The sequence below is a fragment of the Pseudomonas taiwanensis DSM 21245 genome, from assembly GCF_000425785.1.
GTDB lineage: Bacteria > Pseudomonadota > Gammaproteobacteria > Pseudomonadales > Pseudomonadaceae > Aquipseudomonas > Aquipseudomonas taiwanensis.
Map to the genome: position 1 here is coordinate 64,386 of NZ_AUEC01000022.1, position 24,649 is coordinate 89,034.

Here is a 24,649-nt window from a genome sequence, read left to right on the forward strand (position 1 = left end):
GCAGGCCCCGCGGGAAAAGCCGGCTCTCAGGAGAGCCCCCGCTGTTACAGGAGTCCGCTGAATGAGCGACACAACCCCGATGTCCCCTGCCGAGTTCGAGCAGGCCCTGCGCGCCAAGGGCGCCTATTACCACATCCACCACCCCTATCACGTGGCGATGTACGAAGGCCGCGCCACCCGCGAACAGATCCAGGGCTGGGTGGCCAACCGTTTCTACTATCAGGTCAACATCCCGATGAAGGATGCCGCGATCCTGGCCAACTGCCCGGACCGCGAAGTACGCCGCGAGTGGATCCAGCGCCTGCTCGACCACGATGGCGCCCCCGGCGAAGACGGCGGCATCGAGGCCTGGCTGCGCCTGGGCCAGGCCGTAGGGCTGGACCCTGACCAACTGCGCTCCCAAGAGCTGGTACTGCCAGGTGTGCGCTTTGCCGTGGACGCGTACGTCAACTTCGCCCGCCGCGCCAGTTGGCAGGAGGCCGCCAGCAGCTCGCTGACCGAGCTGTTCGCCCCGCAGATCCACCAGTCGCGCCTGGACAGCTGGCCGCAGCACTACCCTTGGATAGACCCGGCCGGCTATGAATACTTCCGCACGCGCCTGGGCCAGGCCCGACGTGATGTCGAGCATGGTCTGGCGATCACCCTGCAGCACTACACCACTCGCGCCGGCCAGGAGCGTATGCTGGAGATCCTGCAGTTCAAGCTGGATATCCTCTGGAGCATGCTCGACGCCATGAGCATGGCCTACGAACTGAACCGCCCGCCCTATCATTCCGTCACCCGCGAGCGGGTCTGGCACAAGGGAATCGCCCTATGAGTTTCGATCGCAAGCTAGTGCCGAACTGGCGCCCCGGCTACCGCTTCCAGTACGAGCCCGCACAGAAGGGGCACGTGTTGCTGTACCCCGAAGGCATGATCAAACTTAACGAAAGCGCAGGGCTGATCGGTGGCCTGATCGACGGCCAGCGCGACGTGGCGGCGATCATCGCCGAGCTTGAGCAGCAGTTCCCCGATGTCCCGGAAGTCGCCGACGACATCGAGCAGTTCATGGAGGTGGCCCGTGCCGAACACTGGATCGTCCTCGCCTGAGTTGCCGCCCACGCCCGCGGTCGGCCTGCCGCTGTGGCTGCTGGCCGAACTGACCTACCGCTGCCCGCTGCAATGCCCGTACTGTTCCAACCCGCTGGACTTTGCCGCCCAGGGCCAGGAACTGACCACCGCGCAGTGGTTCAAGGTAATGGCCGAGGCCCGCGAAATGGGGGCCGCGCAGATCGGCTTCTCCGGTGGTGAGCCTTTGGTACGTCAGGACCTTGCCGAACTGATCGGCGAGGCTCGTCGGCTCGGCTACTACACCAACCTGATCACCTCAGGCATCGGCTTGACCGAAGCGCGCATCGCCGACTTCAAGAAAGCCGGGCTGGACCACATCCAGATCAGCTTCCAGGCCAGTGACGAGCAGGTGAACAACCTGCTGGCCGGCTCCAAAAAGGCCTTCGCCCAAAAATTGGAGATGGCCCGGGCGGTCAAGGCCCACGGCTACCCGATGGTGCTCAATTTCGTCACCCACCGGCACAACATCGACAAGATCGACCGCATCATCGAGCTGTGCATCGCGCTGGAGGCCGACTTCGTCGAACTCGCCACCTGCCAGTTCTATGGTTGGGCCCACCTCAACCGCCTGGGCCTGCTACCGACCCGCGCCCAGCTCGAACGTGCCGAGCGCATCACCAACGAATACCGGGAAAAGCTCAAGGCGCAGGGCAGCCCCTGCAAGCTGATCTTCGTCACCCCGGACTACTACGAAGAACGTCCCAAGGCCTGCATGAACGGCTGGGGCAGCCTGTTCCTGACCATCACCCCGGACGGCACCGCGCTGCCGTGCCACGGTGCTCGCCAGTTGCCGGTGGAATTTCCCAACGTGCGTGACCATGACCTGCACCACATCTGGTACGACTCGTTCGGCTTCAACCGCTTCCGTGGCTACGCGTGGATGCCAGAACCCTGCCGCTCCTGCGACGAGAAGGAAAAGGACTTCGGCGGCTGTCGCTGCCAGGCCTTCATGCTGACTGGCGATGCCAGCAATGCCGACCCTGTGTGTGCCAAGTCAGCTGACCACGGCATCATTCTCAAGGCCCGCGAAGAGGCGGAGACCGCCCAGCTGGAAATCGAGCAAATGACCTTCCGCAACGAGCGCAACTCCCGTGTCATCGCCCGTGGATGAATTCAGCGCCGCACAGGCGGTGGCTGCCAGCACCGACTTTGCCGAGCTCAAGGTCGGCGAAGCCGGGCTGTTCTGGAACGAATTCCGCCCGGCCGACGGCGCCTGCCGTATCTGGCACTGGCGCGACCAGCAGGCCCGGTGCCTTACCCCCGATGGCTTCAGCGTGCGCAGCCGAGTCTATGAGTACGGTGGCGGCAGTTTCTGCCTGGGTGGCGACGGGGTGCTGTTCGTCAACGAGCAGGACCAGCAGGTCTATACCCAGGCGCTGAATAGCGTGACACCTCGCCCGCTCACCCACCGCCCGGAATGCCGCTACGGCGACCTGCAATGGCACACCGGCCAGGTCCTCGCCGTCGAGGAGCGCAGTGGCAAGCCCGTCGAGCATCGCCTGGTCATACTTGGCGAAAGCACCCGCGAAGTCCTCGCCGAAGGTGCTGATTTCTATGCGTCCCCCACCCTGTCCAACGATGGTACGCGCCTGGCTTGGGTCGAATGGGACCGCCCAGCGCAACCCTGGACCCGTACCCGCCTGATGCAGCGCCAACGGGACAGTAGCGGCGCCTGGGGCCCGGCGCGTTGTGTCACCGGGACCGATGAATCCCTGCAACAACCGCGCTTCGACGCCCAAGGCCGGCTGTATTGCCTCTCGGACAGAAACGGCTTCTGGCAGCCCTGGGGCGAGGTCGATGGCCAGTGGCAGGCTCTGCCAGCAGAACCCGCCGACCACGCTGGCGCCCCTTGGCAACTGGGGGCCAGCAGTTGGCTTGCAATAGGTCCGCAAAGCTACCTGGCCAGTTGGTTCGAAGACGGCTTTGCCAAGCTGGGGCTGCGTACGCCGGGTAATCCTGTCGAACATTTCGCCAGCGCCTATACGCGTTTTCGTAGCCTGGCGATGGATGCCGAGCATCTCTACGCCATCGCCGCATCGCCGATCAGCCCGCCTGCGGTCGTCGCCATCGACCGCAACAGCCACCAGGTACGGGTAGTGGCCGGTGGCGCCGAAGTGCTGCCAGCCCAACGCATCAGCCTGCCCCAGCCGATCCGCTACAGCAGCGCAGGCGAAACTGCCCATGGTTTCTTCTATAAGGCCGTTGATGGGCAAGGCCCGGCCCCACTGGTGGTGTTCATCCACGGCGGCCCGACTTCGGCCTGCTACCCGGTGCTCGACCCGCGTATCCAGTATTGGACCCAGCGTGGTTTTGCCGTCGCCGACCTCAACTATCGCGGCAGCAGTGGCTACGGCCGGGCCTATCGCCAGGCTCTGCACCTGCGGTGGGGCGAATGCGATGTGCAAGATGCCTGTGCGGCCGTCGAGCACTTGGCCGGAAAAGGGCTGATCGATGCGCGCAAAGCGTTCATTCGCGGCGGCAGCGCAGGCGGGTACACCACGTTGTGCGCCCTCGCCTTCCACGATGTGTTCCGCGCAGGTGCCAGCCTGTATGGCGTCAGTGACCCGGTCGCATTGGGCCGTGCCACGCACAAGTTCGAAGGCGATTACCTGGACTGGCTGATCGGCGACCCGCAACAGGATGCCGAGCGCTACCGACAACGCACGCCGCTGCTGCATGCCTCGGCTATCAAGGTGCCGGTGATTTTCTTCCAGGGCGAGCTGGATGCAGTGGTAGTGCCTGAGCAGACCCGCTCAATGCTGGCGGCCCTGAAAGCCAATGGCATCGAGGCCGAAGGGCATTTCTACCCAGGGGAACGCCATGGGTTGCGCAATGCGCAGAACCTGGCGCATGCGCTCGAGGAAGAATGGAAGTTCTATTGCCGGGTGTTGGGGCTATAAGCCCCAACCACCCTGTAGGCTCTGCTTGCCGGCGAGGGCGCCAAGAACGCCTCAGCGCTTGGCGATGATGTAGACCGCATGCACGATCCCCGGAATGTACCCCAGCAAGGTCAGCAGGATATTCAGCCAGAACGCCCCACCAAACCCCACCTGCAGGAATACACCCAGGGGCGGCAGAATGATCGCGATGATGATGCGGATGAAGTCCATGTGAATCTCTCCTGAAGGGGTTTCAACAGAGACTAGCCGCGCCAGCCAGAGGTTCCACAGTAACGCCAGGCAAAAAAAACGCCCCGAGCCAAATGAAGCTGGCCAAGGGCGATGCGCAGAAACGCGAGACGGTTCGTTGAAAATCTGTGGCTCGCCGCTACCGGTCAGGCCGGTACCTCGCGGCGGCTTTGCTGTTGCGCGTGCAGCCTGGCAAAGGCCCGGGCAAGGCGTAGGAGCATCTCGTCGATGTTGCCCTTGCTGACCGTCAGCGCGGGCGAAAAACGCACCACGTCGGCCTGGGGCGCATTGAGCAGCAGGCCCTCCTGCAAGGCTGCCTGCACCAGGTCTTGGGCCAGGTCTTCGTGCAGTTGCAATGCCCACAAGAGGCCCTGGCCACGCACCTCGCCCTGGCCGTAGCGACCGGCCAGGCGGCTCAGGCCATCGCGCAAGTGGCGACCACTGTCCTGAACGTGCTCGAAGAAGCCCGGCTCCAGCACGGTATCCAGCACGGCAAGGCCTGCCGCGCTCATCAGCGCGTTGCCGTGGTGGCTGCCTTCGAGCTCACCGGGTTCAGCGCAGCAAGCGGTCCCCCGCGCCAACAGTGCCGCCAACGGCACACCGCCGCCCAAGCCTTTGCCGAGGGTGACGATATCGGCACGTACGCCATAGGTCTCCTCGGCCAGCAACGCGCCACAACGGCCAATGCCCGTCTGCACCTCATCGAGAATCAGCAGGATGCCGAGCTCGCGGCAGAGTTTTTCCACACCCTGCAGGTATTGGCGCGTTGCCGGGATCACACCCGCCTCGCCCTGGATGGGCTCGAGCATGATCGCCACGGTGCGCGAGTCCACCTCGGCATGCAGCGCATCGAGGTCGTTGAACGGCACCTTGCTGAAACCTGGCAAGCCCGGCTCGCAACGGTTGCACGGCAGCGGGTCGGACGCCGACAGCGCCCCCAGGCTGCGACCGTGACAGCCTTGCGTGGCCGTGATGATGTGGTAGGCGCCGTTGCGATGCTTCTGACCCCATTTGCGCGCCAGCTTGATCGCCCCTTCGCAAGCTTCGGCGCCGCTGTTGAGCAGGTAGGCCTGATCGCTGCCGGTGCTCTGGCACAGGCGATTGACCAAGGCCAGCAAACCACGGCTGTGGAACCCCGAACCTGGATTGATCAGCGCCTGGGCCTGGTTGCCCAAGGCCTTGACCAGCACGCTGGGGCTGTGGCCGAGGCTGTTGACCGCACCGCCTTGGGTGAAGTCCAGGTAGGCATGCCCTTCGTTGTCCCACAACCAGGAGCCTTGGCCTCGGACGAACACCTGCGTGGCACGTTCGGTGCTGGGCATCAGACGCTCGCGGGACAACTGCGGCGCATCCGGCACGATCACCGGCGCACGCTTGGGCTCGGCGACTGCGGTAGGGGCCGAACGGCGCAAGTTGAACAGGTTCATCAGGGCTCCAACCAATCACGGCAAAGGGCGGCAGGTCCGGTCGGTATGCCGGCGCTCGATATTTTGCCTTTCCTATCAAAAGTGTTTTTCATCCAAGGTAACAATCGACTGAATCAGCGCTGTAACCTACTGGAATACGGCGATAGACTAGGGCTCACGGGCGGCTGAGGCCATTCCGTTTTTCCAGCTTTTTCGATAAGTAATACTTATGGATTTTCGCCAACTGCGTTATTTCGTCGCGGTGTATGAAGAAGGCCACGTCGGCCGGGCCGCCGAGCGCCTGTCCTTGTCACAGCCGGCGTTGTCGCAGCAGATCAGGCAGCTGGAACACAGCCTCGACCTGAGCCTGTTCGAACGTAGTAACAAGCGGCTGTTGCCGACGCTCGCCGCCCATACCCTGTACAACCATGCCCTGCCGCTGCTCGACGGCCTGCAGCGGGCCCATGAGGCCATGCGCAACTTCAAGGGTCAGTCCCTGCGAACACTGGCCATTGGTGTGTTGCAGACGGTTCGCCCAAGCATGGTGCCGCGCCTGCTGGAACGGGTGCGCAGGGCGCAACCCCACCTGGTGGTGCAGATCTACGAACTGTCGGGGCTGGAAATCGAACGGCGCTTACTCAGCGGCAGCCTGGATATTGGCATCAGCTACCTGCCACCGCGCCAGCCGGGGCTTCATGGCTTGCTGTTGTACGAAGATGAACTGCAGCTGGTCATCCCCGCCACCCACCCCTTGAAGGACTTCAAGAAGGTGTCCATCCGCCAGGCCGCTGAGTTGCCAATGCTCATGCTCGGGGAAGAGTTCCAGATCCGCCAGATCTGGAAGGAACAGCTGGCCAGCCAGGGCCGCCGACCGCAGGTTCAGGCCGAGATGAACAACATGGCGGGAATTCTCGACAGCCTGTCGCACACGGCCTTGGCGACCATTCTGCCGGGCCGGGCCAAGGAGGCCGCCGAGGATGACCAAGGCCTGCTGTGGAAGCCGTTGAGCGAACCGCGCGTACCGCTCAAGGTGGGCTTGGTGTTTCGCGACGCACAGCGTCAGCAGGCGTCAGTGGAGATGCTGCGCACATTGCTGGAAGAAGAGACCGATGCGCGCCAGCTGGGGGCCTCGCCCCTGGATGTGCTCGGGTAAAAACACGCGCACAAAGAAAACCCCGCCGAAGCGGGGTTTTCCAGACTGTTTCCCTTTGACATCCCTATCGCCCCACCATCCTGGCAGGCATTCCTTCGTTGTCCCTGTTCTGTCCTTTGCGCTTCCTGCGCAACGTCCATGTGGGAAATATTAGCTATGGATCCAATCTTAGGCCAGTGGCGAAAAGTCACCACGTCATGTAGGAGAAAGCTTACAAGCGGCGCCATTTCCAAACGCTGGTCCTGTGCCAGTCGCCGGCAAGCCGGCGACCAGGCTGACACGCCATGCCTCAGAACTGCTCGGCATCGAGCAGGTACAGCGACTCGCTGCCCGCCTTGACCGAGGCCACCAGCGAATCCAGCCGCGGTAGCAGCCGCGCGAAGTAGAACCGAGCGGTCCCCAGCTTGGCCGAATAGAACGCCTCATCCCCTTCACCCGCCTTGGCGGCACGGGCCATCAATGCCCACATGTAGGCATAGGCCACATAGCCAAAGGCATGCAGGTACTCGACCGACGCCGCACCGATTTCATTCGGGTTGCCCTTGGCCTGTTCCAACACCCACTCCGTCAGCCCGTCGAGCTTGTCGAGGGCGGCAGCGAGCGGCGTGGTGAACTCGCTCAGATCGTCCTTGGCACTGGCGATGAACTGGCGAATCTCGTCGGAGAACAGCCGGTAGTAGGCACCACCACTGGCGACGACCTTACGCCCCATCAGGTCCAGCGCCTGGATGCCATTGGTACCTTCGTAGATCTGTGTGATACGCACATCGCGCACCAGCTGCTCCTGGCCCCACTCGCGGATGTAGCCATGGCCGCCGAACACCTGCTGGCCGTGCACGGTGCACTCCAGGCCCAGATCCGTGAGGAAGGCCTTGGCGACCGGCGTCAGCAGCGCTACCAGCTCCTCGCTGCGCTTGCGGGTAGCCGCATCCTCGCTGTACTTGGCACTGTCCAGTTGCATGGCCACATAGGTGGAGAAGGCGCGGCCACCTTCGATCAGCGCCTTCATGGTCAACAGCATGCGGCGCACATCGGGGTGCACGATGATCGGGTCCGCGGCTTTTTCCTTGGCCTGCGGACCCGTTGGCGCGCGGCTCTGAAGGCGGTCGCGGGCGTACTCAACGGCGTTCTGATAAGAGCGCTCGGCCGATGCCAGGCCCTGGATACCGACGCCGAGGCGCTCGTAGTTCATCATGGTGAACATGGCCGCCAGGCCCTTGTTCGGTTCGCCCACGATGTAGCCGACCGCCTCGTCGAAGTTCATCACGCACGTGGCCGAGGCCTGGATGCCCATCTTGTGCTCGATCGAGCCGCAGGTGGCTGGGTTGCGCGCCCCTAGGCTGCCGTCCTCATTGACCAGGAACTTAGGCACCAGGAACAGCGAGATACCCTTTGGCCCGGCCGGGGCATCAGGCAACTTGGCCAGCACCAGGTGGATGATGTTCTCGGTCAGGTCATGCTCGCCACCGGTGATGAAGATCTTGGTGCCACTGACCTTGTAGCTGCCGTCGGCCTGCGGCTCGGCCTTGGTGCGGATGATGCCCAGGTCGGTACCGGCATGGGGCTCGGTCAGGCACATGGAGCCTGCCCATACACCCGCGTACATGTTGGGCAGGTACTTTTCCTTAAGCGCTTCGCTGGCGTGGGCGTTGATCGACAGGCAGGCGCCGGCGGTCAGCATCGGGTACAGGCCAAAGGCCAGGCTGGATGCGTTGACCATTTCCTCGACCTGGGCCGAAATGGCCTTGGGCATGCCCATTCCGCCGAACAGCGGGTCGCCGCCAACGCCCACCCAGCCGCCTTCGGCGTAGGTGTGGTAGGCATCGATGAAACCGGCTGGTGTGCGCACCGCGCCGTTGTCCCAGTGGCAACCCTCTTCGTCCGCCGCGCGGCTGAGCGGAGCAATGGTCTTGCCGGTAACCTTGCCGGCCTCTTCCAGCACCGCCATGGCAGTGTCCGCGTCCACCGCTTCGGCCAAGGCCGGCAGTTGAGCCCAGAGCTCGGCCACGTTGAAGACTTCATTCAGAACGAAACGCATGTCGCGCAGGGGCGCTTTATATTCAGCCATGACTACCTCTCGCTAACAGGGTCGGGGCGGTCTCAGGGAACCGCGGCACTGGATTGAAGGCAGTGTAACCGAACAACTTTTGCGAGACATAGGGTCATCAAGCGACCGAATAGTCAGCTATGGTCACGCCATCCGAACAGCCCCGCGTCGCGATTGTTGCCCGTAGACCATGACGCAGTTACGCCCCGCGCCTTTGGCGCTGTACAGCGCCTGGTCAGCGGCCTTGAGCACTTCCTCTGGGTTACGGTGCTCCACCAGCCGCTCGGCCACACCGATGCTGATGGTCACCGATACCGTGGTGGCCGCATTGCCTGCGCGCCGCTGCCGACCGGCAGAATCGTCCTGGGGGCGGCTGCTCTGATCACGTAGTTGCATAGCATAGTTGGCGATCATTTCACGCACGGCCTCAAGGTGCGGCTGGCACTCTTCGGCCGTCTTGCCCGCGAACACCAAGGCGAACTCCTCGCCGCCGTAGCGATAGGCTCGTCCCCCGCCGGTCACCTTGGACAAACGGCTGGCGACCAGTCGCAGCACCTGGTCGCCGACGTCGTGGCCGTGGGTGTCGTTGAATTTCTTGAAGTGGTCCACGTCGGTCATGGCGATCACGTAGTTGCGACCCAGCCGCTGCATGCGTTCGTTCAACGCACGGCGCCCCGGCAACCCGGTCAGCTCATCCCGGAAGGCCATCTGATAGGCCTCATGGGACACTGCCGCGGCAATCATCAGCATCACCTGACTGCACATGATGTTCAGGGTGAACGGCAGGATGAAGGTCTTGGGCAGCATCCAGAAGATGCCGATCAGGCCGATGATCTGCGCGGCATGCAACGGCCTGGGTTCACGCAGGTACTGCACGACCAACAGGACGAATACCCCTACGAACAGTGGGTAGACCATCTGGATCAGGCTCATCCACTGGCCATGCAGCGCCGGCCAGCGAATTTCGGCGAGCCAGGCGAGCAGCGCCTTGGGGAAGCTCTGCTCAAGCGCCACCGCGACGCTGCCGACGGCGAACAGCACGGCAAACCGGGCGAGCAGGTCCTGGGCCAGGTGCGTGCGCTCCTGCCAGGCGCCAAACAAGCCGAACAACGCAGGCAACAACAGGCATACCAGGTGGAATATCACCGCCGCGTCTTCGCGCACCCGGCCGTTGTCACGGTAGAAATCAGTCTGGGTGTCGAGCAGGAAATAGGCGATGTATACCGTCACCATCAGGAACAGCTCGCGCTGGCGGCGGTATACCGCGCAGTAGGCGCCCCCCAACAGCAGCACCAACGTGGGTAGAACATTGAACAGCGAAGTGAAGAAGACGCTGAGGTCTCTCACATACGCCGCCGCGAGCCCCGACAACAAGAGAAACAGCGAAGGCAGGAAATGGCTCGCGCGTACAGCGTTTAGACGAAACAAGGGTAATCTCCGACCCGGCAGATCAATAATGGCATTGTGCCCTTACTTCATCGGCAGCGCACATGAATAGATGAATACACGGCGTGTTTAACGGCCGCAGGGGTGGAGGGCTTGAGCTTTTGTTGTTACTGAATCTTTAGGAGCCGGAAACAAAAAAAAACGCCTGCCGGTGAGGCAGGCGTTTTTTTATACCGATGAACAGGCTTAGATGGACAGGCCGAAATCTTCTTCCTTCATCGCCATCAGGTTGTCGGCACCGGACAGCATCGCGGCCACATGGGCACGGGTGCGGGGCAGGATGCGCTGGAAGTAGAAGCGCGCGGTCTGCAGCTTGGCGGTGTAGAACGCCTCTTCGCTGGTACCTGCCGCCAGTTTCTCGGCCGCCAGGCGGGCGATGTCGGCCCAGAAGTAAGCCAGGCAGGCATAGCCGGAGTACATCAGGTAATCCACCGAAGCGGCACCCACTTCTTCACGGTCTTTCATGGCGGCCATACCGACCTTCATGGTCAGTTCGCCCCACTCCTTGTTCAGTGCAGCCAGCGGCTCGACGAACTCCTTGACGCGCTCGTTGCCTTCCTGTGCCTGGCAGAACTTGTGCACGATCTTGGTGAAGCCCTTGAGCGCTTCGCCCTGGGTCATCAGCACCTTGCGGCCCAGCAGGTCGAGAGCCTGGATACCGGTGGTGCCTTCGTACAGCATGGAGATACGGCTGTCGCGCACGTTCTGCTCCATGCCCCACTCGGCAATGAAGCCATGGCCACCGTAGATCTGCACGCCGTGGTTGGCCGCTTCGAAGCCGACTTCGGTCATGAATGCCTTGGCGATCGGAGTGAGGAAGGCCAGCAGGGCGTCGGCCTTCTTGCGCTCTTCCTCGTCCTGGCTGTACTTGACGATGTCGACTTGCTTGGCGGTGAAGTACACCATCGCACGGTTGCCTTCGGCGAAGGCCTTCATGGTCAGCAGCATACGGCGCACGTCAGGGTGGACGATGATCGGGTCGGCTGCCTTGTCCGGCGCTTTCGGGCCGGTCAGCGAACGCATCTGCAGCCGGTCACGGGCGTACTTCAGGCCTCCCTGGAAGGCCACTTCGGCGTGAGCCAGGCCCTGCAGCGCGGTGCCCAGGCGTGCAGTGTTCATGAAGGTGAACATGCAGTTCAGGCCCTTGTTGGCTGGGCCGATCAGGTAGCCGGTAGCGCCGTCGAAGTTCATCACGCAGGTGGCGTTGCCGTGGATACCCATCTTGTGTTCGATGGAGCCGCAGCTCACGCCATTACGCTCACCGACGCCACCGTCGGCATTAGGCAGGAACTTCGGCACGATGAACAGCGAGATGCCTTTGGTGCCAGCCGGCGCATCCGGCAGGCGGGCCAGGACGATATGGACGATGTTGTCGGCCATGTCGTGCTCACCGGCCGAGATGAAGATCTTGGTGCCGCTGACTTTATAAGTGCCGTCGGCCTGAGGCTCGGCCTTGGTGCGCAGCATGCCCAGGTCGGTGCCGCAGTGCGGCTCGGTCAGGCACATGGTGCCGGTCCACTCGCCACTGACCAGTTTGGTCAGATAGGTGTGCTGCTGCTCAGGCGTGCCGTGCGCGGAGATGGTGTTCATCGCGCCATGGGAAAGGCCTGGGTACATGCCCCACGACCAGTTCGACTCACCGACCATTTCGCTCAGCGCCAGGCCCAGCGACTCAGGCAGGCCTTGGCCGCCGTGTTCGACGTCATGCGCCAGGCTCGGCCAGCCGCCTTCGACGAATTGCTTGTAGGCTTCCTTGAAGCCGGTCGGGGTCTTCACACCCGACTCGCTCCAGGTGCAGCCTTCCAGATCGCCAACGCGGTTGAGCGGGGCCAGTACTTCTTCACAGAATTTCGCGCCTTCTTCCAGGATCGCGTTGACCATGTCAGGGGTGGCGTCCTGGCAACCCGGCAGGCTCTGATAGTGCGCCTCATAGCCGAGCAGCTCGTCGCGAACGAAGCGAATATCACGCAAGGGGGCTTTGTAATCAGGCATTGCGATGAACCTCTGTGATGAGTTCTGGGGAAGACCGCTTATACCGACCAGCTCTTGGCGGCTTTCGATCAAACAGTTGTTTGAAACTTACGTTTAGCACCGCCTAATGTCAAGACGGGACCATGGTGCCATTTATGCCGCGAAAAATGGCATTTACGCCACGCCCTGATAAATAGGGTCGAACCTGGTTGAGTGGGGGTAATTTTCTTCTGGGAACGACCTGTCCTCGGGGCGGCCTCGCAGCCCTTTGGCGACGCAAGGTCACTCCCACATGAGTTCACCGCACGAGTGCAGGCGCCGGCTTGCCGGCGATAAGGCCATGGCGCAACGCCCAGAAGGGGCTGGCCACACCTTGGACGACGCCAGATCAGGCGTAGGTATCGATGAACCGCCCGAGCATTTCGTCGGAAGCTTTTGCCACCTTTACGCCCAGTTCGACTTCCTGTTTGCCGAGGGCCAATTGCACGGCGCTGGTTGCCAGGTCCATCTGCTGACTGCGGTCGACCGCACGCAGGCGCTCGGCCTGATAGTCGCTGGACTGGCTGGTGGCCGCACGCTCGACAGTGCTGTTGGCAATTTGGCTGGCGGCCTGGTCGACGCGGTTCTGCCCGGCCTGAATGCTGCCAAGGCCCGCGTAGAAAGCGGAGCTACCGGTGATTTCCATGTCAGGACTCCATTGACGCTGGATAGGAACAGGGCCAATTAAAGCAGGCCAAGGGCAAAAAGGCTCGTTTAAATCCCTAATGGCTCAGTGCCATTTGATAGGCGATGGGCATCTCAGTCCAGCAAGTCCAACTGCACGTGTTCAGCCACGGCATCGGCAGAGGCCTGCTTCAGTTTCGGCACCCGGCCCAGGCACGGTGCTGGCAAGCGCTCCGCCAGGCTGGCGAGGTTTTCTTCCAGTCGCGATGTGCGCGGATCGATGATGTTGGCCACCCAGCCCGCCAGTTGCAGACCGTCCCGGGAGATGGCCTCGGCACTGAGCAGCGCATGATTGATGCAGCCCAGACGCACACCTACCACCAGGATCACCGGCAGTTTCAAGGCAATTGCCAGGTCCGACAGGTTGTCAAGGTTGGACAGCGGCACGCGCCATCCTCCTGCGCCTTCGATCAGGGTGAAGTCCGCCCCCTGGTCCAGCACATGGCGCATGGCCTTGAGCAACACCGGCACTTGCAGCGCAACGCCGGCCTCGCGCGCCGCTATATGTGGCGCAATGGCAGGTTCGAAGGCAAACGGGTTGACCTCTTCGTACGCCAGCTTGATCGAACTTTCGTCGATCAATGCCTGGGCGTCGGCATTGCGCAGCCCTTTGGGTGTGACGCTGCAACCAGAAGCCACCGGCTTGGCACCGAGGGTGCTCAGCCCTTGGAGACGGGCCGCGTGCAACAACCCGGCAGCAATGGTGGTCTTGCCCACATCGGTATCGGTACCGGCAATGAAATAGGCCTGGCTCATCTGGCTCCCCTTACACCTCTGGCTTGCGCAAAACACCATAGATCACCTCATAGGTGGCTGGCAGCCCCTGCGGCTGACGGAACGCTTCGTATGCCTGCAGCAGACGCTGCATGCGCGCACGACCGGTCAGGCCCGAGGGCCGGCCCGGATTGAGGTTGTGGGCGCCAAGGGCCTTGAGTTCGTGGGTCAGGCTGCGCACATCGGGGTAATGCAGTACATGCGCCCGTTGCTGCAGGCTGACTTGCTCCAGCCCGCTACTGGCACACAGGCGCTGGTAATCGGCAAAGTGGCGGAAGCGATTGACATGCACCAGGCCATCCACCGCCTGCCAGCTGGAACGCAGTTCGCCGAGCGTACCGACGCACAGGCTGCTGAAGGCCATCACCCCACCCGGACGCAGGACACGGCGAACTTCGTCCAGGACACAGGCGAACTGGTCGCACCATTGCACTGCCAGGCTGGAGAACACCAAGTCCATGCTGGTGTCTCGCAGCGGCAGTCGTTCAGCGTCGCCGGCCACGTGGTAGCACGCCCCACCCTGCTCACCACGGGCGTGGTGCAACATGCCTTCGGCGATATCCACAGCCACACCGGTTGCAGCCCGATAACGCTCGGCCAGCACGCGACTGAAATGACCCGTGCCGCTGCCCAGGTCGAGCCAGCGCGATGGGCTCAGGCCATCGGGCATCTGGTCCAGCAAGCTCACCCCCACCGCACGTTGCAGAGCCGCGACGCTGTCGTAGCTGGCCGCTGCGCGGGAGAATGAAGCCGCCACCTGACGCTTGTCGGGCAAGGCTCCTGGCAGGCTTGGATAGGAAAGGTCAGTCATCACCACTCTCATGCAGGAAACTCTTGATACCCGCCGCCAGTTCCTGTGGGTACTCCAGCAGGAATGCGTGGGAACTGTCTTCGACCAGGCCGACTTCCACGTCGGGCAGCAGTTCGCTCAGGGCTTTTGCCGCCTCGACCGGCACCAGGGCATCGCTGCCGGCGTACAGGTGCAACTGCGGGCCACCATAGGCTTCCAGTGCAACGCGGGTATCGAGCTCGGCCAGCACTTCCAGGCCACTGGCCAAGTACAACGGATCGGTATCCGGAACCCCCACGCCCAACTGGCGCAACAGCGTGCGTGGCTGCTGCGCACCCTCGCTGCACAGGCTACGGAAACGCTTTAGGGTCACCTGGGTATGGCTGCGACAGCCATCCAGAAAGGTGCCGAAGGTGTCCTTCGGCATGCCATGGGGCCAATCGGGACGCGCCACGAAACTCGGGTTGCTGGCCAAGGTCAGCAACCCACAACAATGGTCGCCTCGCTTGCATGCCAGCTCGCTGGCCAACATGCCACCGAACGACCAACCGCCCAGCCAGGTATCGGTGGGCAACTTGCGGTCGAGGTAATCGACCCATGCCTCTACGCTGGTGTCGGCCAGCTCTGGTAGCGGCATCAGTTCGACGTGCAGGCGCAGGTCCTGCGCACGCAGGCTGGCGGCCAGCGGCTCCAGGGCAGCGGTACCCAGTCCCCAGCCGGGCAGAAGAATCAGGCGATCACGCATCGGCGGCCTCCAACTGTGGATAACACTCGGCCAATGCATTCAACAATAGCTGGACCTGCGCCTGACTGTGCGCAGCGCTCAAGGTCACGCGCAGCCGGGCGCTGCCGGCCGGCACGGTGGGCGGACGAATCGCCGTCACCAGCAGGCCACGCGCTCGCAGCATGCGCGACAGGCGCAGAGCCTGGGCGCTTTCGCCGATCAGGATCGGCTGGATCGCCGTAGGACTGTCCATCAGCGTCAGGCCGATCTGCTCGGCACCCTGGCGGAACTGACGAATCAAAGCCGCCAGGTGCTCGCGACGCCAGGTTTCGCGGCGCAGCAGCTCCAGGCTCTTGAGGGTGGCGCAGGCCAATGCGGGGGGTTGGCTGGTGGTGTAGATGTATGGGCGGGCGAACTGCACCAGCGCCTCAATCAGCGCTTCACTGCCTGCGACAAAAGCCCCAGCCGTGCCACAGGCCTTGCCCAGGGTACCGATCAACACCGGCACGTCGTCGACACCCAGCCCGAAGTGTTCGACGATACCGCCGCCTTGCTCGCCCAGCGTACCCAGGCCATGGGCGTCGTCGACCATCAGCCAAGCTCCACGGGCGCGGGCAACGTCGGCCAGCGCCGGAAGGTCGGCAAGGTCGCCATCCATGCTGAACACCCCGTCGGTCACCACCAGGGTGTTGCCGACGGCTTTGTCCAGGCGGCTGGCCAGGCTGACCGGATCGTTGTGCAGGTAGCGGTTGAAGCGGGCGCCGCTGAGCAACCCGCCATCGAGCAGCGAGGCGTGGTTCAGGCGGTCCTGCAACACCGTATCGCCCTGCCCCACCAATGCGGTGATGGTGCCAAGGTTGGCCATGTAGCCGGTGGAGAACAGCAGCGCACGCGGGCGCCCGGTCAGCTCGGCCAGGGCCTCTTCGACTTCGTGATGCGGCGTGCTGTGGCCCACCACCAGGTGCGATGCCCCGCCACCGACGCCCCAACGTTCGGCGCCAGCCTGCCATGCGGCGATCACTTCAGGATGATTGGCAAGGCCCAGGTAGTCGTTACTGCAGAAGGCCAGCAATCGCTGGCCATCGACCACTACCTCCGGCCCTTGCGGGCTTTCCAGCAATGGCCGCTGCCGATATAGGTCTGCGGCGCGCCGTTCGGCAAGGCGCGCCGCCAGATCGAAGGCCATGCTCAGGCCGACGCGGCGTTGTAGAACAGCTCGTTGCTGCGTTGTTCGACCAGCGCCTGCTCGATGGCCGCCTGGTGCACTTCGTCAGCGTGCTCTTCACGCGCTTCTGGCTTGATGCCCAGTCGGGCGAACAGCTGCATGTCCTTGTCGGCCTGCGGGTTGGCGGTGGTCAGCAGCTTCTCGCCATAGAAGATCGAGTTGGCACCGGCCATGAAGGCCAGCGCTTGCATCTGTTCGTTCATCTGCTCGCGGCCGGCGGAAAGGCGTACATGGGATTTGGGCATGAGGATACGCGCGACCGCCAGCATGCGGATGAAGTCGAACGGGTCTACGTCGTCTTCATCGGCCAGCGGGGTACCGGCGACTTTCACCAGCATGTTGATCGGCACCGATTCCGGATGCTCCGGCAGGTTGGCCAGCTGGATCAGCAGACCGGCGCGGTCGTCCAGCGACTCGCCCATGCCAAGAATGCCGCCCGAGCAGATCTTCATGCCTGCATCACGCACATAAGCCAGGGTCTGCAGACGCTCAGCGTAGGTACGGGTGGTGATGATGCTGCCGTAGAACTCCGGCGAGGTGTCGAGGTTGTGGTTGTAGTAGTCAAGGCCTGCCTCGGCCAGGGCCTTGGTCTGCTCTTGGTCGAGCTTGCCGAGGGTCATGCAGGTCTCCAGGCCCATGGCCTTGACGCCTTTGACCATCTCCAGCACGTACGGCATGTCTTTGGCCGACGGGTGCTTCCAGGCCGCGCCCATGCAGAAACGGGTCGAGCCAATGGCCTTGGCCCGAGCGGCTTCCTCCAGGACTTTCTGCACTTCCATCAGCTTCTGTTTTTCCAGCCCGGTGTTGTAGTGGCCGGACTGTGGACAATATTTGCAATCTTCAGGGCAGGCGCCGGTCTTGATCGACAACAGCGTGGAGACTTGCACGCGGTTAGGGTCGAAATGCGCGCGATGCACGGTCTGCGCCTGGAACAACAGGTCGTTGAACGGTTGCTGGAACAGCGCCTTGACCTCGGACAGGGACCAGTCGTGACGTGTTGTTGCAGTTGTGCTGGCGCTCATCGGCGTTTCCTTGTTTAGGCTGTTTCTAGCGCCGGGACAGGAACGGCCCGCCAGCGCATCACGGATAGCTCGCATAGTCACGGAAGGCCCATGTACTGTCAACCACTCATAAAACAACTGGTTTACAAGTGTCTAAATATTAACCACGCCTGTTTGCTGTGTGACGAAGCCAGTGAGCAACCCCACCCCATCTGCGTCGCCTGCGAGCACGAACTGCCTTGGCTGCACGACTGCTGTTCACGCTGCGCCCTGCCTTTGTCCATGCCGGGGCTGACCTGCGCCCAGTGCTGCCGGCGAGCTCCGGCATTCGCTCAGGTGGTTGCCTTGTGGCATTACGGCTTCCCGGTGGATACGTTGATCAGTCGCTTCAAGCACAACCAACAGTGGCCGCTAGGTCGACTGATGGCCGAACTGCTCGTCCATGGCTTGCAGCATCGCTACGACGAAGGGCTGGCAAAACCCGACCTGCTGTTGCCTGTACCGCTGGCCAAACGTCGACAGCGCGAGCGCGGCTTCAATCAAGCCGGCATGCTGGCGCGCTGGCTGTCCGTGCCACTGGCGATTCCCTGTGACGAACGACTCCTTCAGCGGGTACGCGATACACCTGCGCAACAGCATCTGCACGCCAAGGCGCGTCGACAGAATCTGCGGGGGGCGTTCAATGTCGAGCGAGGTCGAGCGGTCGAGAACCTGCATATCGCTGTGGTCGACGACGTGTTGACCACCGGAGCCACGGCTCAAGCCATCGCGCAGTCGTTGCGCAAGTCGGGCGCGCGGCGGGTCGATGTCTACTGCCTGGCCCGCACGCCAAAGCCCGACCGAGGCTGGCAGGCGGGAACTTGACTGCTGCCGGTCCGGCAGGCAACGTCCCTTCATTGATCATCAAGCGCGTTTCGCCATGCCCCTACCTGCCCTGCTCACCCAGCACATCGCCCGGCGCCCCCAGCGCATCGCCCTGCTGCAACATATCGCCGAACAAGGCTCGATCACCCGCGCCGCCAAGGCTGCCGGTATCAGCTACAAGGCCGCCTGGGACGCCATCGATGAGCTCAACAACCTGGCCAGCCGACCGCTGGTCGAGCGCAGCACGGGTGGGCGCGGCGGCGGCGGCGCCCGCCTGTCGGCAGAAGGCGAGCGGGTGCTGCGCCTTTATCAACGCCTGCAAGCATTGCAGGCGCAGTTCCTGGAGGCAGCCGAGGACTCCGGCGACCTTGACCTGTTGGGCCGACTGATGCTGCGCACCAGTGCACGCAATCAACTGCAAGGCCAGGTCAGTGGCCTGCGCCGTGAAGGCCGGCATGACCGCGTGAGCCTGGCCCTGGGTGGGGGCTTGGAAATCGAGGCGTTGATTACCCATGACAGCACCGACCGCCTGGAGCTGACCTTGGGCACCACGGTCGTGGCGCTGCTCAAGGCTGGGTGGGTACAGTTGCTGGGTGACGAGGACAAGGTAGAAGTGGGCAGCAATTGCCTAACAGCAGTGGTCGAAGATGTGCTGACCGACGAGCAAGGCCCTTGCGAAGTACGCCTGGCACTGGGCAATGGGCAGACCTTGTGCGCCTTTGCCCAAGCGCAGTGGTTAGCGCGCCAGAAGGTGACCACAGGCAACCGGGTGCGCGTGCAATTCAAACCGTCGCATGTTCTGCTGGGCGTTCCGGTATAGCCTGTCGCGCCACAGGAAGTGTGGTGAAGCATGGAGCCGGTACTGCCCAGTGGCAGCACTGGTACTATTGCCTTACGCCGCACTCTCTCGGAGCTTTCATGTCCCACCCTTTCGACACCCTCACGCCCGACCTGGTCCTGGACGCCGTGGAAAGCCTAGGCTTTCTCAGCGATGCCCGGGTGCTGGCCCTGAACAGCTACGAAAACCGCGTCTACCAAGTGGGCATCGAAGAGTCGCAACCCCTGATCGCCAAGTTCTACCGGCCAGGCCGCTGGAGCGACGATGCGATCCTCGAAGAACACCGCTTCACCGCCGAGCTCGCCGAGTGCGAGGTGCCCGTTGTCGCCCCTCTGCAACACGACGGCAAGACCTTGTTCGAACACCAGGGCTTTCGCTTTACCTTGTTCCCCCGCCGCGGCGGCCACGCCCCAGAGCCTGGCGACCTCGACCAGCTCTATCGCCTGGGCCAGTTGCTCGGCCGCCTGCACGCAGTAGGCGCAGCGCGTCCGTTCGAGCACCGCGAAGCGCTGACCGTGGACAACTTTGGCCATGCCTCGCTGAAGACGCTGCTGGACGGCAACTTCGTGCCCCGTGAGCTATTGCCCGCGTTCGAGTCCGTGGCCCGCGACCTGCTCAAGCGGGTCGAAGACATCTACGCTCGCACCCCGCACGCGTTGATTCGCCTGCACGGCGACCTGCACCCCGGCAACCTGATGCACCGCGACGATGTCTATCACGTGGTCGACCTCGACGACTGCCGCATGGGCCCGGCGGTTCAGGACCTGTGGATGATGCTCGCCGGCAGTCGCGAGGAGCGCCTGGGGCAGTTGGCCGAACTGATCGACGGCTATAACGAATTCCATGACTTCGATCCTCGCGAACTGGCGTTGATCGAGCCTTTGCGCGCCTTGCGCCAGCTGCACTACAGCGCCTGGCTGGCCCGCCGCTGGGACGATCCGGCGTTCCCGCCGAGCTTCCCCTGGTTCGGCCAACCACGTTACTGGGGCGACCAGATCCTCGCGCTGCGCGAACAGATAGCAGCGCTGGATGAACCCGTGCTGAAATTGTTCTAGATGCACAGCGGCGTCTGTCTACAATAGCCGCTGCGCTATTTAGCTACCTAAGCAAGGATTCTGCATGCACGCTGCAAACCCGCGTCGCGGGTATTTACTGGGCCTTGGTGCCTACATCATCTGGGGCCTGTTTCCACTCTACTTCAAGGCAATCCAGAGCGTTCCCGCCGTCGAGATCATCGTCCACCGGGTACTCTGGTCGGCGCTGTTCGGCTCGCTGTTGCTGCTGGTCTGGAAGCATCCAGGCTGGTGGCGCGAGCTGCGCGACAATCCGCAACGCCTGGGTATTCTCGCCGTCAGCGGGGCATTGATCGCCGCCAACTGGTTGACCTACGTGTGGTCGGTGAACAACGGGCGCATGCTCGAAGCCAGCCTGGGCTACTACATCAACCCGCTGATCAACGTGCTGTTGGGCATGCTGTTGCTGGGGGAACGCCTGAGGCGCCTGCAATGGCTGGCGGTGGGCATGGCGGCGCTGGGTGTGGCGCAACAGGTGTGGCAGGTCGGCAGCCTGCCCTGGGTGTCGTTGGCGCTGGCCTTGAGTTTCGGTTTCTATGGGCTGATCCGCAAGAAAGCCCCGGTGGCAGCGCTGCCGGGCCTGGTGGTGGAGACCTGGATGCTGGTGCCGTTGGCGCTGGGCTGGTTGCTGTTGAACCCCACGGCGATGAGCGCCCAGGGCTCGTTCTACGCCAGCAGCGAAGCCTTGTGGCTGATGGCGGCAGGCCCGGTCACGCTGGTACCGCTGGTGTGCTTCAACGCCGCTGCACGTCACCTGCCCTACACCACGCTGGGGTTCCTGCAGTACCTGGCGCCCACGCTAGTCCTGTTGCAGGCAGTACTGCTGTTCGATGAGCACCTGTCACCGAGCAACCTGATGGCGTTCGTCTGCATCTGGGCCGGTTTGGCCATCTACAGCGTCGATGCCTGGCTCAGCCTGCGCAAACGCGCCTGATCAAAAAACGATCAAAATCCTGCAGGCCTCGCCGCGCCTGGCCTGCAGAAACATCTCCAAAGGTTATCCACACCCTCGTCCCCGTGCTTTGTGCACAAGCACCTGATTATTGGGCATTTTTTGATCAAACCTGTGCAAGCCTCGGCCCGCCTGGGCCGGAGAATGATGCGCCCAGGTTATCCACAGGGCCGTCCCCGTGAAAACGGGATAACCCACAAGCCACGTCATTCCTCCGGACGCAGCTTCAACTCCACCATCAGATCGTCGGCCAGGCTTTCCAGGCGCTTCTGCAATTCATCCAGCGACAGCGTCAACGGTAATGCCAGCAAGGCATCGGCGCGGAACAGAGGCTCACTGCTCATCGGCGCCGGATTGACCTCGGTGCTCAAGCGTTCGAGGTTCACGCCCAGCTCGGCCAGCACCTTGGTGATATCCCGCACGATCCCCGGCCGGTCGTTGCCCACAAGCTCCATGGCGATCGGCTTCCAGGTGCACGAGGGTTCGATTCCGCTTTCAGCAATCAACACGCGAATGTCGTGCTTGGCCAGCTTCTGCAGCGCCTCGACCAGCTCATCGTAATTTTCCGCCGGTACAGCCACCCGCAGAATCCCTGCGAACTGGCCCGCCATGCGCGACATGCGACTTTCCAACCAGTTGCCGCTATGGTCGGCGATGCATTTGGCGATACGTTCGACCTGGCCGGCCTTGTCAGGGGCAATCACGGTCAGTACAAGATGGTCCACAGGCCATTCCTCAGCAAAATGCCGCCGCGGGCGGCGAGAATCGGGGGGATCGACTCAGTATAGGCAAGGCGCGGCAACCTGCCGCAGGACAGTCCGACTAACAAATCGTGTACTGTTTCAAGATTTATCTGGAACAATCCACCCGTTTTTTGCGAACATACCCACTCCCAGCGTGACCCTATGCGACCAATTGGTCGCACAACGACGCTTTTAGTCTGATTTTCCCCCGTCTACTGCTTCATGTAGTATGCCGTGGCGCGGACTACAAAATGTGTTGTTTGGATGTCTGCCAAGGCGCCTGTGAAAATACGTACACTGCTTGCCAGGCTATCTGGCAGGCCGCACCCAGCCGCCTTCGGGCATGCACTGGTGCCGTGTTTAGAGAAGCGCTACAGGCTTAATAAAGAAGAGCGAAATAGCTGAGCAGAGGTGAGGCAAGCAATGACTGGATACGTTCAAGTCGGTGGCCTTCAGGTCGCCAAGGCCCTGTACGACTTCGTCAACAACGAAGCCATTCCGGGAACCGGTATCGTCGCCGAGCAGTTCTGGGCCGGTGCCGAGAAGATCATCAATGACCTCGCTCCGAAGAACAAAGCCCTGCTCGCCAAGCGTGACGAGCTGCAAGCCAAGATCGACGCCTGGCACCAGGCACGCAAAGGCCAGGCACACGACGCCGTCGCCTACAAAAGCTTCCTCCAGGAAATCGGCTACCTGCTGCCACAAGCCGACGATTTCCAGGCCACCACGCAAAACGTCGATGAAGAAATCGCCCACATGGCCGGCCCACAGCTGGTCGTGCCGGTGATGAACGCTCGCTTCGCCCTGAATGCCGCCAATGCCCGCTGGGGTTCGCTGTACGACGCGCTCTACGGCACCGATGCCATCAGCGAAGAAGGCGGTGCCGAAAAAGGCCAGGGCTACAACAAGGTCCGTGGTGACAAGGTCATCGCCTTCGCCCGCGCCTTCCTCGACGAAGCCGCGCCACTGGCTGCTGGCTCCCACGTCGACTCCACCGGTTACCGCATCGAAGGCGGCAAGCTGGTCGTTTCGCTCAAGGGCGGCAGCAACACCGGCCTGCGTGACGATGCCCAACTGATCGGCTTCCACGGCGACGCCGCGGCCCCGACCGCCGTGCTGCTCAAGCACAACGGCCTGCACTTCGAAATCCAGGTCGACGCCAGCACTCCTGTTGGCAGCACCGACGCCGCAGGCGTGAAAGACATCCTGATGGAGTCGGCACTGACCACCATCATGGACTGCGAGGACTCGGTCGCCGCCGTCGATGCCGACGACAAGGTCATCGTCTACCGCAATTGGCTGGGCCTGATGAAAGGCGACCTGGCTGAAAGCGTGACCAAGGGCGGCAAGACCTTCACGCGCACCATGAACCCGGATCGCGAGTACGCCGCGCCGAACGGTGGCAGCGTTACCCTGCACGGCCGTTCGCTGCTGTTCGTGCGCAATGTTGGTCACCTGATGACCAACCCGGCAATCCTCGATGCCCAAGGCAACGAGATTCCGGAAGGTATCCAGGACGGTCTGTTCACCAACCTGATCGCCCTGCACAACCTCAAGGGCAACACCACCCGCAAGAACACCCGCACCGGCAGCGTCTACATCGTCAAGCCGAAGATGCACGGCCCCGAAGAAGTCGCCTTCGCCGCCGAGATCTTCAGCCGTGTCGAAGACCTGCTGGGTATGCCGCGCAACACCGTCAAGGTCGGCATCATGGATGAGGAGCGCCGTACTACGGTCAACCTCAAGGCCTGCATCAAGGCGGCCGCTGAGCGTGTGGTGTTCATCAACACTGGCTTCCTCGACCGTACCGGTGACGAGATCCACACCTCCATGGAAGCCGGCGCCGTCGTGCGCAAGGGCGCCATGAAGAATGAGAAGTGGATCGGCGCCTACGAGAACAACAACGTCGACGTTGGCCTGGCTACCGGCCTGCAAGGCCGTGCGCAGATCGGCAAGGGCATGTGGGCCATGCCTGACCTGATGGCGGCCATGCTCGAGCAGAAGATCGCTCACCCGCTGGCTGGCGCCAACACCGCCTGGGTGCCTTCGCCGACCGCGGCCACCCTGCATGCGCTGCACTACCACAAGGTGGACGTTCAGGCGCGCCAACGCGAGCTGGCTTCGCGTACGCCGGCTTCGGTCGACGACATCTTGACCATCCCGCTGGCGGCCAACACCCAGTGGTCGGCCGAAGAGATCCGCAACGAGCTGGACAACAATGCCCAGGGCATCCTTGGCTACGTGGTTCGCTGGATCGACCAGGGTGTAGGCTGCTCCAAGGTGCCCGACATCAATGACGTCGGCCTTATGGAAGACCGCGCCACCCTGCGCATCTCGGCCCAGCTGCTGGCCAACTGGCTGCGCCACGGCGTGGTCAGCCAGGAGCAAGTGCTGGAAAGCCTCAAGCGCATGGCCGCAGTGGTGGACAAGCAGAACGCAGGTGACGCCCAGTACCGTCCGATGGCGCCGAACTTCGATGACAACATCGCGTTCCAGGCGGCTGTCGAGCTGGTGGTTGAAGGTGCCAAGCAGCCCAACGGCTACACCGAGCCAGTGCTGCACCGTCGTCGTCGCGAGTTCAAGGCGCGTAACGGTTTGTAAGCAATAAAAGGGTTGCTTTGCAGCCCTTCGCCGGCGAGCCGGCTTCTACAGGGTCCACCGCGAACTTGTAGGAGCCGGCT

Annotated in this window: 22 protein-coding genes; 10 read left to right on the forward strand and 12 right to left on the reverse strand. The window is 62.8% G+C overall.

From position 1 onward, the window contains the following. Positions 1-61 precede the first annotated feature (61 nt). The 4 genes from pqqC to H620_RS0110540 are packed head-to-tail and all read left to right on the forward strand — an operon-like array spanning position 62 to position 4,010. Positions 62-817, forward strand: coding sequence for a pyrroloquinoline-quinone synthase PqqC (gene pqqC, locus H620_RS0110525; protein ID WP_023382703.1), 756 nt, complete (start codon positions 62-64; stop codon positions 815-817). Continuing rightward, complete coding sequence (gene pqqD, locus H620_RS0110530; RefSeq protein WP_023382704.1) at positions 814-1,089, forward strand: pyrroloquinoline quinone biosynthesis peptide chaperone PqqD; 276 nt, start codon at positions 814-816, stop codon at positions 1,087-1,089. Before pqqC ends, pqqD begins: the two co-directional genes overlap by 4 nt. Then, entirely contained in the window at positions 1,061-2,221 is a 1,161-nt protein-coding gene (gene pqqE / locus H620_RS0110535) for a pyrroloquinoline quinone biosynthesis protein PqqE (RefSeq protein WP_027907309.1), read from the forward strand. The genes pqqD and pqqE overlap by 29 nt, the downstream gene beginning before the upstream one ends. Continuing rightward, positions 2,202-4,010: an alpha/beta hydrolase family protein gene (locus H620_RS0110540; RefSeq protein WP_027907310.1), complete on the forward strand. Its 1,809-nt coding sequence runs from the start codon at positions 2,202-2,204 to the stop codon at positions 4,008-4,010. Before pqqE ends, H620_RS0110540 begins: the two co-directional genes overlap by 20 nt. A 51-nt stretch (positions 4,011-4,061) precedes the next feature. On the opposite strand, the gene H620_RS26420 is transcribed toward H620_RS0110540, so the two are convergent. Next, on the reverse strand, positions 4,062-4,220 hold the full coding sequence (locus H620_RS26420) for a YqaE/Pmp3 family membrane protein (protein ID WP_009681539.1): 159 nt from the start codon (positions 4,218-4,220) through the stop codon (positions 4,062-4,064). Between the two features lie 164 nt (positions 4,221-4,384). After that, entirely contained in the window at positions 4,385-5,665 is a 1,281-nt protein-coding gene (locus tag H620_RS0110550; protein WP_023382707.1) for an aspartate aminotransferase family protein, read from the reverse strand. 208 nt (positions 5,666-5,873) lie between these two features. On the opposite strand from H620_RS0110550, the gene H620_RS0110555 reads away from it, so the two are divergent. Further along, entirely contained in the window at positions 5,874-6,797 is a 924-nt protein-coding gene (locus H620_RS0110555) for a LysR family transcriptional regulator (protein WP_023382708.1), read from the forward strand. Positions 6,798-7,086: 289 nt separating this feature from the next. Here H620_RS0110555 and H620_RS0110560 read toward each other — a convergent pair whose 3' ends face one another. From H620_RS0110560 to bioB, 9 genes are all read right to left on the reverse strand, one after another. After that, positions 7,087-8,865 (reverse strand): acyl-CoA dehydrogenase C-terminal domain-containing protein, encoded by a 1,779-nt coding sequence (locus tag H620_RS0110560; RefSeq protein ID WP_027907311.1) that lies wholly within the window; start codon positions 8,863-8,865, stop codon positions 7,087-7,089. Positions 8,866-8,988: 123 nt separating this feature from the next. After that, positions 8,989-10,272 (reverse strand): GGDEF domain-containing protein, encoded by a 1,284-nt coding sequence (locus H620_RS0110565; protein WP_027907312.1) that lies wholly within the window; start codon positions 10,270-10,272, stop codon positions 8,989-8,991. A gap of 204 nt (positions 10,273-10,476) precedes the next feature. After that, positions 10,477-12,282 (reverse strand): phenylacyl-CoA dehydrogenase, encoded by a 1,806-nt coding sequence (locus H620_RS0110570; protein WP_023382711.1) that lies wholly within the window; start codon positions 12,280-12,282, stop codon positions 10,477-10,479. Between the two features lie 367 nt (positions 12,283-12,649). Further along, positions 12,650-12,946, reverse strand: a complete 297-nt coding sequence (locus tag H620_RS0110575; protein ID WP_023382712.1) for a hypothetical protein — start codon at positions 12,944-12,946, stop codon at positions 12,650-12,652. A gap of 113 nt (positions 12,947-13,059) precedes the next feature. Then, a complete protein-coding gene (gene bioD, locus H620_RS0110580; protein ID WP_023382713.1) occupies positions 13,060-13,740 on the reverse strand; it encodes a dethiobiotin synthase in 681 nt (226 codons plus the stop codon). A gap of 10 nt (positions 13,741-13,750) precedes the next feature. Further along, positions 13,751-14,569, reverse strand: a complete 819-nt coding sequence (bioC, locus tag H620_RS0110585) for a malonyl-ACP O-methyltransferase BioC (protein ID WP_027907313.1) — start codon at positions 14,567-14,569, stop codon at positions 13,751-13,753. Then, positions 14,562-15,293: an alpha/beta fold hydrolase gene (locus H620_RS0110590; protein WP_027907314.1), complete on the reverse strand. Its 732-nt coding sequence runs from the start codon at positions 15,291-15,293 to the stop codon at positions 14,562-14,564. The genes bioC and H620_RS0110590 overlap by 8 nt, the downstream gene beginning before the upstream one ends. Next, the gene (gene bioF / locus H620_RS0110595) at positions 15,286-16,458 is read right to left on the reverse strand and encodes an 8-amino-7-oxononanoate synthase (RefSeq protein ID WP_027907315.1); all 1,173 of its coding nucleotides are present in this window, start codon (positions 16,456-16,458) and stop codon (positions 15,286-15,288) included. Before bioF ends, H620_RS0110590 begins: the two co-directional genes overlap by 8 nt. A 2-nt stretch (positions 16,459-16,460) precedes the next feature. Next, the gene (bioB, locus tag H620_RS0110600; RefSeq protein ID WP_027907316.1) at positions 16,461-17,519 is read right to left on the reverse strand and encodes a biotin synthase BioB; all 1,059 of its coding nucleotides are present in this window, start codon (positions 17,517-17,519) and stop codon (positions 16,461-16,463) included. A gap of 90 nt (positions 17,520-17,609) precedes the next feature. Here bioB and H620_RS0110605 point away from each other — a divergent pair, with 90 nt between their 5' ends. The 4 genes from H620_RS0110605 to rarD all read left to right on the forward strand — a co-directional run bounded on the left by H620_RS0110605 (position 17,610) and on the right by rarD (position 21,207). Beyond that, positions 17,610-18,362: a ComF family protein gene (locus H620_RS0110605; protein WP_027907317.1), complete on the forward strand. Its 753-nt coding sequence runs from the start codon at positions 17,610-17,612 to the stop codon at positions 18,360-18,362. Between the two features lie 55 nt (positions 18,363-18,417). Next, a complete protein-coding gene (locus H620_RS0110610) occupies positions 18,418-19,182 on the forward strand; it encodes a TOBE domain-containing protein (RefSeq protein WP_023382719.1) in 765 nt (254 codons plus the stop codon). Positions 19,183-19,280: 98 nt separating this feature from the next. After that, positions 19,281-20,255: a serine/threonine protein kinase gene (locus H620_RS0110615; protein ID WP_023382720.1), complete on the forward strand. Its 975-nt coding sequence runs from the start codon at positions 19,281-19,283 to the stop codon at positions 20,253-20,255. Between the two features lie 64 nt (positions 20,256-20,319). Then, on the forward strand, positions 20,320-21,207 hold the full coding sequence (gene rarD, locus H620_RS0110620; protein ID WP_027907318.1) for an EamA family transporter RarD: 888 nt from the start codon (positions 20,320-20,322) through the stop codon (positions 21,205-21,207). A 224-nt stretch (positions 21,208-21,431) separates the two neighbouring features. Here rarD and H620_RS0110625 read toward each other — a convergent pair whose 3' ends face one another. Continuing rightward, a complete protein-coding gene (locus H620_RS0110625) occupies positions 21,432-21,950 on the reverse strand; it encodes a glycine cleavage system transcriptional repressor (RefSeq protein WP_027907319.1) in 519 nt (172 codons plus the stop codon). A 441-nt stretch (positions 21,951-22,391) separates the two neighbouring features. On the opposite strand from H620_RS0110625, the gene H620_RS0110630 reads away from it, so the two are divergent. Next, on the forward strand, positions 22,392-24,569 hold the full coding sequence (locus H620_RS0110630; RefSeq protein WP_023382723.1) for a malate synthase G: 2,178 nt from the start codon (positions 22,392-22,394) through the stop codon (positions 24,567-24,569). Positions 24,570-24,649 lie beyond the last annotated feature (80 nt).